Annotated in this window: 8 protein-coding genes and 1 other RNA gene; 3 read left to right on the forward strand and 6 right to left on the reverse strand. The window is 50.5% G+C overall.

Going from position 1 to position 6,238, the window contains the following annotated elements; all coding sequences use genetic code 11:
* Nucleotides 1-476: 476 nt before the first annotated feature.
* From msrA to ilvD, 3 genes are read right to left on the reverse strand one after another with little or no spacing between them, the layout of a single operon-like run.
* Nucleotides 477-1,037, reverse strand: a complete 561-nt coding sequence (msrA, locus tag QWY27_RS15020; RefSeq protein WP_435433495.1) for a peptide-methionine (S)-S-oxide reductase MsrA — start codon at nucleotides 1,035-1,037, stop codon at nucleotides 477-479.
* A 14-nt stretch (nucleotides 1,038-1,051) separates the two neighbouring features.
* Nucleotides 1,052-1,432: a c-type cytochrome gene (locus QWY27_RS15025; RefSeq protein ID WP_290199252.1), complete on the reverse strand. Its 381-nt coding sequence runs from the start codon at nucleotides 1,430-1,432 to the stop codon at nucleotides 1,052-1,054.
* Nucleotides 1,416-3,101 (reverse strand): dihydroxy-acid dehydratase, encoded by a 1,686-nt coding sequence (ilvD, locus tag QWY27_RS15030; protein ID WP_290199253.1) that lies wholly within the window; start codon nucleotides 3,099-3,101, stop codon nucleotides 1,416-1,418. The genes QWY27_RS15025 and ilvD overlap by 17 nt, the downstream gene beginning before the upstream one ends.
* Nucleotides 3,102-3,167: 66 nt before the next feature.
* On the opposite strand from ilvD, the gene lgt reads away from it, so the two are divergent.
* Nucleotides 3,168-3,962 carry a prolipoprotein diacylglyceryl transferase gene (lgt, locus tag QWY27_RS15035; RefSeq protein ID WP_290199254.1) on the forward strand — a complete coding sequence of 265 codons (795 nt, stop codon included), beginning with the start codon at nucleotides 3,168-3,170 and terminating at the stop codon, nucleotides 3,960-3,962.
* 58 nt (nucleotides 3,963-4,020) lie between these two features.
* Here lgt and ssrS read toward each other — a convergent pair.
* The 3 genes from ssrS to QWY27_RS15050 all read right to left on the reverse strand — a co-directional run bounded on the left by ssrS (nucleotide 4,021) and on the right by QWY27_RS15050 (nucleotide 4,949).
* A non-coding RNA gene (gene ssrS / locus QWY27_RS15040) (6S RNA) lies at nucleotides 4,021-4,205 on the reverse strand.
* A 34-nt stretch (nucleotides 4,206-4,239) separates the two neighbouring features.
* Nucleotides 4,240-4,566, reverse strand: coding sequence for a cell division protein ZapA (locus QWY27_RS15045; protein ID WP_290199255.1), 327 nt, complete (start codon nucleotides 4,564-4,566; stop codon nucleotides 4,240-4,242).
* The gene (locus tag QWY27_RS15050; RefSeq protein WP_290199256.1) at nucleotides 4,566-4,949 is read right to left on the reverse strand and encodes a hypothetical protein; all 384 of its coding nucleotides are present in this window, start codon (nucleotides 4,947-4,949) and stop codon (nucleotides 4,566-4,568) included. Before QWY27_RS15050 ends, QWY27_RS15045 begins: the two co-directional genes overlap by 1 nt.
* 400 nt (nucleotides 4,950-5,349) lie before the next feature.
* On the opposite strand from QWY27_RS15050, the gene QWY27_RS15055 reads away from it, so the two are divergent.
* Together QWY27_RS15055 and QWY27_RS15060 are read left to right on the forward strand one after the other, a co-directional pair.
* The gene (locus QWY27_RS15055; protein WP_290199257.1) at nucleotides 5,350-5,814 is read left to right on the forward strand and encodes a tripartite tricarboxylate transporter TctB family protein; all 465 of its coding nucleotides are present in this window, start codon (nucleotides 5,350-5,352) and stop codon (nucleotides 5,812-5,814) included.
* Between the two features lie 13 nt (nucleotides 5,815-5,827).
* Nucleotides 5,828-6,238, forward strand: a 411-nt coding sequence (locus tag QWY27_RS15060) for a tripartite tricarboxylate transporter permease (RefSeq protein ID WP_290199258.1), incomplete at its 3' end; no start/stop codon positions are given.

Consider the following 6,238-nt stretch of genomic DNA (forward strand, 5'->3'; position numbering starts at 1 on the left):
ACTCTTCAGTTTAATCTCTGTATAAATCGTATTTCCATGACCTGTGTAAACACAGGCCGGTTATACGTCGCTGCTCAAAGGAAGTGAGGTTATTTACATCAAGCTTTTACACTTAACATTCATTTCCAAACTTCTTTGTGAGCACTTGATTTCGTTTGCAATCACTGAACCTGTTACAGCCCAGCAACCTGCGACACTCATTCCAAGCGCCCACACTTATCGGTTGTCAAATTTTTAAAGAACAAGGTACTCAGCGGTAGCCTGCTTGCGAATATTTTCGCTTGCTAACTACCAGCAATCTGTAGACATCAGGGGTTAATTAGGTCTTAAAAGACTTGATTGACGCACTTGCTACTGACTACTTACTTCTTGTTTTCTGCTGTTTGTTCAGCAGAGAAACGAGATTATGCACGTGTTTTTTAGGTGTGTCAAATTAAGCCTGCGGATATGTACCTAAAACTCAATTTTTTTTGCAATTATCCATTGAGCTTCGACGAAAACTGCTTTTTAAACTTTGAAATTTTAGGTGCAATCACCATTTGGCAATAGCCCTGCTCTGGATGTAGTGAAAAATAGTCAGCGTGATATTGCTCAGCAGGCCAAAAAATCGCTGAAGGCCTTATTTCAGTGCATATGGGGTTTGAGAATTGTTTACCAGACTCTAATTCAGCAATATATTGCTTTGCGATTGAGTACTGATCTTGATTTTGAAAAAATATTGCTGATTGGTACTGCGGACCCACATCATTGCCCTGTCTTCCGGGCGTTGTTGGATCATGGGTTGCGAAAAACACTTCCAGCAACTCGCCAAAACTAATCACGGAAGGATCAAAGTCGATTTTGACTACTTCTATATGGCCTGTCTGCTTGGAGCAGACCTGTTCATAAGTCGGGTGCTCAATCTGGCCGCCACAATAGCCCGATTGCACAGCATGGACGCCCTTCAAGGCTTTGAAGACTGCCTCGGTGCACCAAAAACAGCCGCCGCCAAAGACTGCGGAGGCTAAGGATTGTTCCGTTGAGGACGTATTAGGCATAGAAAATGTGCTCATCACTGTTTCCTGAGGGAAATAATCCATTGCGCCAGCTTTTCGGCATCCTGGTTATTGACTGATTGACCGGGCATTGGCACAGCACCCCATTGACCGCGCCCGCCTTTTTGAATGACTTGAACCAAATAGGGCACGGCATCGGCTTTATCAGCATGCCGTTGGGCAATCGCTGTAAAGGCTGGGCCGACGCGTTTTTTGTCAACCTGATGACAGCCCAGACAGGCCCGCGCTTTGGCCAGAGCGAGCCCTTCTTCCAGAGTAAGCGGGGCAGGCGCCCCACTTGTGGTTGCCTGAGCGAAAGCGTCGGGGCCTAATGCGAATCCGCACGAAAGCGCAAACACCCCGGCCATACAACGCACCATCTTAGCTGTCAAAAGCATCTGTCACCGCTCCGCGACTGGCTGAGCTCACCAAACGGCTTAGTTTGGCCAAAACGCCTCGCGTGTAACGTGGTGCAGGCTGTTTCCAGAGTTTGCGACGCTTTTCAATTTCTGCATCGGGGACGTTCAGCTGAAGTAGTTGCTGATGGGCGTCGATGGTGATGGAGTCACCTTCTTCGACGAGGGCAATCAAACCGCCCACAAAGGCTTCTGGCGCAACGTGACCAACGACCATCCCCCAAGTGCCACCAGAAAAGCGGCCATCCGTAATGAGGCCGACAGTTTCACCTAAGCCCTGCCCCACCAAGGCCGAGGTGGGCGACAACATTTCGCGCATCCCCGGACCACCTTTGGGACCTTCGTAGCGAATGACCACCACGTCACCATGCTGAATCTTGCGCGCCATGATGGCAGCCATCGCATCATCTTCAGAATCAAACACACGAGCCGGTCCGGTGATGACGGGATTTTTCAAGCCCGTGATCTTTGCAACAGAACCTTCTGGCGACAAGTTGCCTTTCAAGATTGCCAAGTGACCTTGGGCATACATTGCATTTGGGATGGAACGAATGACCGTCTGACCGGCTGGTGGCTGATCCGGAACATCCTTGAGGACCTCCGCAATTGTTTTGCCACTAATGGTCATGCAGTCGCCATGCAAGAGGCCTGCATTCAACAAAATCTTCATGACCTGGGGAATCCCGCCTGCTCGGTGCAAATCGACCGTCAAGAATTGTCCGGAAGGCTTTAAATCGCACAGCACGGGCACGCGTTTACGCACCGTTTCAAAGTCATCAATCGTCCAGGGCACTTGTGCAGCATGCGCAATCGCCAAGAAATGCAAGACAGCATTGGTTGAGCCACCAATCGCCATAATCACAGATACTGCGTTTTCAATCGACTTGCGGGTAATGATGTCGCGAGGTTTGCGTCCGTTACGCACGGCATCGACCAGTACACGGGCTGCTTCGGCAGCCATCGAGATCGCCTCGCCGTCTTCATTGGCCAAGGTGCTGGAATAAGGCAGCGCCATGCCCATCGCTTCAAAAGAGGAGCTCATCGTGTTAGCGGTGTACATTCCACCGCATGAACCTGATCCGGGAATCGACTTCTGTTCAATCGCCTTAAAGTCCTCGGTACTCATCCGCCCCATGGTGAACTCACCAACGGCTTCAAAAACCGAAACAATATTCAAATCGCGGCCCTTGTACGAACCCGGCTTGATCGTACCGCCGTAGACATAAATACCAGGCACGTTGCAACGGGCCATGCCAATCATGCCGCCGGGCATATTTTTGTCACAGCCTCCCACCACGACCACGCCATCCAACCACTGACCCTGCACGGCAGTCTCAATACAGTCGGCAATCACCTCTCGCGAAACCAGGGAGTATTTCATTCCCTCGGTTCCCATCGACATCCCATCAGAAATCGTTGGCACCCCGAATACTTGTGGGTTTGCTTTGGACTCACGGATGGCGGCGATGGCCGCGTCCGTCAAGGGTTGTAATCCACTGTTACATGGCGTAATCGTCGAGTGGCCATTCGCCACACCAATCATCGGATTTGCAAAGTCAGTTTCTTTGTAACCCATCCCGTAATACATTGAACGGTTGGGCGCGCGCGTGACGCCTTCGGTAATGTTTTTTGAACGATCGTTATTTGCCATGAATGAACACCTGTCAGTGAAGTTTGCAGCTGTTATTATCGGACATCTTTTGATTGGTGGCTTGTGATGCTGCAATTTCCTAATTTTGACCCAATTGCCCTGCGTTTAGGGCCCATTGCGATCCACTGGTATGGATTAATGTATCTGACCGCCTTTGGCTCAGCATGGCTGCTGGGACGCTGGCGAATTAAGCACAACAAAACCTCACTGACTATAAGGGACCTTGAGGACATTATTTTCTATGGCGTGCTGGCAGTGGTTGCGGGCGGAAGGCTCGGTTACGTCTTGTTTTACAAGCCTGGCTATTACTTGTCTCACCCGTTAGAGATTTTTTACCTCTGGGAAGGCGGCATGTCTTTTCATGGCGGTCTCATCGGCGTCACGCTCATGATCCTCTGGTTTGCTCGCAGCCGAGGCTATCGCCTATTGATGGTGGCCGATTTTGTCTGTCCGCTCATTCCTTTGGGCCTGGCTGCCGGGCGTTTAGGTAACTTCATCAATGGTGAACTATGGGGTCGTGCCAGCACCCTGCCTTGGGCCATGGTATTTCCTCAAAGCGGAGACGGTATAGCCAGACACCCCTCGCAGCTTTATCAGCTTGGACTAGAAGGGCTCGCTTTATTTATCCTCGTTTGGTGGTTTGCCAATAAGTCTCGACCTGTTGGCCAAGTGAGTGCGGTTTTTCTGATGGGGTATGGAGTTTTCCGATTCCTTGCTGAGTTTGCAAGGGAGCCAGACAATTTTCTAGGGCTGTTAGCAGCCGGACTCACAATGGGACAGTGGCTGTCATTGCCGATGATCATTTGCGGCATAGCATTGTTTGCCTGGTCCGCCCGCCAGCCTGCTGAAAGCGGAACATAGTAGAAGGAACAATTTTTTCTAACAAAAAGCCTGCCAAGATATTGGCAGGCTTTTGTATAAATGCCCCGCTCGTGCCGTTCAGGCCGGCATCTCGAACCTAAGGTTCAAGTTGGCCACGTTCTGCTTGATTTCGAGCGCATCTGACTAGAGACGTGCATTCCCATCGAGCTATCCTGCGACCTGAATATGCCAAAGCATTGGTTCAGAGAATATATGACCTAGTCACGAACACAGCAGGGACAAACTTTAATCTCGACGATTGACTACGCTGGACTGTTTAACGTGGCTTACCCGCACGGTTGGGGGCCACTGTCGCAAGTGCTTCGTCGAGCATTGCATTCATGTCGTCTATTCTACGCTTGAAGTCACCAACCGCCAAGCCTCCCAAAGGGCCATCCGGTGCGCGAACCGATAAAAGCTCTACAGCGATCTGGATCGCGGCCATGACTGCAATCCGCTCATTACCGGATACCTTACCCGTACCTTGGATCCGACCAGCAAGTTGGCTGACATGCTGGGCTGCAGCAGTAAGGGCCTGCTTTTCCTCTGGGGGACAGGCGAGCGAATAGTCGCGTCCCAAAATTGAAATATCGACGCGCTCCATTATTTCAGCTCCTCAACCTGACTTGCTCCGGGCAAACGTTCAAGCACGGCATCAATGCGTTGACGGGCTTGTGCCGTGACATCACGCAACGCTGAGACCTCGCGCTCTCGAGAGGCCAGTTGAGTCTGGAGCGCATGATGCTCCTGTTTAAACAAGTCTAGTGAGCCTTGTAAAACATCGCGCTCAGAGGCGGCGGTTTCAGCTTTACGACTCAAGGCCTGGGTTTGCGTACCCTCTTGAGCAAGCTCGGCACGAAGCGCGTCGCGCTCGGCTTCAGCCTGTTTCAGACGCGCTTGCAAAGCGGTCTGTTCAGCAAATAATTGCTGGGTAAAGGCGAGCAGTTTCGCCAAACGCGTAGAGAGGTGATCAAGATCTTCAAGCATAACGATATCGTAAAGCAAAAATGAGAAAGCAAAGACGACTGTATAACAAGAAATTTAAGTAAAAAAATTAACCAAAGCTAAAAATGTAAGCTAGTGTTCAGCTTCACATGTTAGGTGGGTTAAAAAATAATCAAAAAATACTAATCACTGATCAAAACGAACACTGCCTGTTTGATTTTTATTAAAGAGCCTTAGGTTTAACCCTTTTTCTAGGGAAAACCCCATCAATAAAACCGTGCTTTTTGGTTTGCTTTGGCCGTACTCTCATTTACCATGCAGTCCGTGATGACCTCTTGCAAAAAACGTAGCTCAAGAGGTCATTTAATTTATGTGACGTAAATAGTGCGTCTTTTGTTTCATCAAAACAATTATCAGCAGCGCAGTCAAGGAGCTTGTCACCATGCAGGTTAGAAACAAACAGAACTTCTGGTCGGGGGTGATGTTCATCGTCATCGGCCTGGCGTTCGCCTGGAAATCCACCGAATATACGATGGGAACAGCAGCGCGAATGGGCCCCGGATACTTCCCCTTCTGGTTGGGGATCATTATGGCCATCTTGGGCGCGCTGATTTTGCTCGGCTCCTTGAGCAAAAAAGCACAGACGACAACGGTCGATAAGTTTGACTTCAAAATCATGGCGATCATTACCGCCTCCGTTGTGGTCTTCGCATTTTTGCTGCAACCTGCCGGTCTGATCATCTCGATGCTTGTGTTGGTCATTATCAGCGCCCTGGCCAGCCATGAGTTCACCTGGAAGGTCACGATCGCCAACGCTATCTTCTTGGCCGTGCTTTGTTACCTGGCTTTCGTTGTTGGTCTCAAGTTGGTGTTCCCGATTTGGCCCGCCTTTCTCGGTATGAACTAAGGAGCACCTGTTCATGGAATTACTGAATAACTTGATGACTGGTTTTGGTGTCGCATTCACACCCGAGAACCTTTCTTATGCATTTCTGGGCTGTTTGTTGGGCACGCTAGTGGGCGTTCTGCCCGGTCTAGGCCCTGTCCCCACCATCGCGATGTTGCTGCCGATTACCTATGTGCTACCTCCGATCGCAGGTTTGATCATGCTGGCCGGTATTTATTACGGTACACAATACGGTGGCTCCACCACGGCTATTTTGGTGAATCTGCCGGGAGAAACCTCCGCGGTGGTCACGGTGCTCGACGGCCATGCTATGGCAAAAAATGGCCGTGCCGGCGCTGCCCTCTCAATCGCGGCACTTGGTTCTTTCTTCGCAGGGAGCGTGGCCACCCTGCTGATCGCAGCGTTCGCGCCCCCACTGGCTGAA

The sequence above is a fragment of the Zwartia vadi genome (assembly GCF_030410375.1).
GTDB lineage: Bacteria > Pseudomonadota > Gammaproteobacteria > Burkholderiales > Burkholderiaceae_B > Zwartia > Zwartia vadi.

What these genes read in the sequence shown, in the direction of transcription:
- msrA (WP_435433495.1), bottom strand. Translation starts at nt 1,037, where the DNA reads ATGCCTAATACGTCCTCAACGGAACAATCCTTAGCCTCCGCAGTCTTT.
- QWY27_RS15025 (WP_290199252.1), bottom strand. Translation starts at nt 1,432, where the DNA reads ATGCTTTTGACAGCTAAGATGGTGCGTTGTATGGCCGGGGTGTTTGCG.
- ilvD (WP_290199253.1), bottom strand. Translation starts at nt 3,101, where the DNA reads ATGGCAAATAACGATCGTTCAAAAAACATTACCGAAGGCGTCACGCGC.
- lgt (WP_290199254.1), top strand. Translation starts at nt 3,168, where the DNA reads ATGCTGCAATTTCCTAATTTTGACCCAATTGCCCTGCGTTTAGGGCCC.
- QWY27_RS15045 (WP_290199255.1), bottom strand. Translation starts at nt 4,566, where the DNA reads ATGGAGCGCGTCGATATTTCAATTTTGGGACGCGACTATTCGCTCGCC.
- QWY27_RS15050 (WP_290199256.1), bottom strand. Translation starts at nt 4,949, where the DNA reads ATGCTTGAAGATCTTGATCACCTCTCTACGCGTTTGGCGAAACTGCTC.
- QWY27_RS15055 (WP_290199257.1), top strand. Translation starts at nt 5,350, where the DNA reads ATGCAGGTTAGAAACAAACAGAACTTCTGGTCGGGGGTGATGTTCATC.